General features: G+C 70.5%; 1 protein-coding gene. It reads right to left on the reverse strand.

Annotated features, from left to right (window positions below; genetic code table 11):
- The coding region (locus R5H29_RS22935) for a CvpA family protein (RefSeq protein WP_407073510.1) at positions 1–106 on the reverse strand (106 nt) is incomplete at its 3' end.
- Between the last annotated feature and the right edge of the window lie 206 nt (positions 107–312).

A 312-nucleotide genomic window follows, 5' to 3' on the forward strand; every position in this document is an offset into this window, starting at 1 on the left:
GCGCCCAGGCGCCGATGCCCAGCACCTCCCGCACCAGGCCGCGGGAGAGGCCGAGCAGCGCCGAAATCCCCAGGATGCCCAGCACCGCCAGGTCCACGTAATTCATGGCGCCTTATGAGGGCCGCCAGCGCGCCGCGCCAAGCGGCGCGCGTCTTGGAAAGTCCGGCGGCGCCGCGCCAAGCGGCGCGCGTGTTGGAAGGCCGGCGGGCTTTGCATTTCCGGGCGCGCCCCGCATCCTGCGCGCAAAACCGCGAGGGGAACCGCCATGAGCTTCGAGACGCTGATCTACGAGGTAACGGACAACGTCCTGAC

It is taken from the genome of Stenotrophomonas sp. A3_2 (assembly GCF_036624925.1).
Classification (GTDB): domain Bacteria; phylum Pseudomonadota; class Gammaproteobacteria; order Xanthomonadales; family Xanthomonadaceae; genus Stenotrophomonas; species Stenotrophomonas hibiscicola.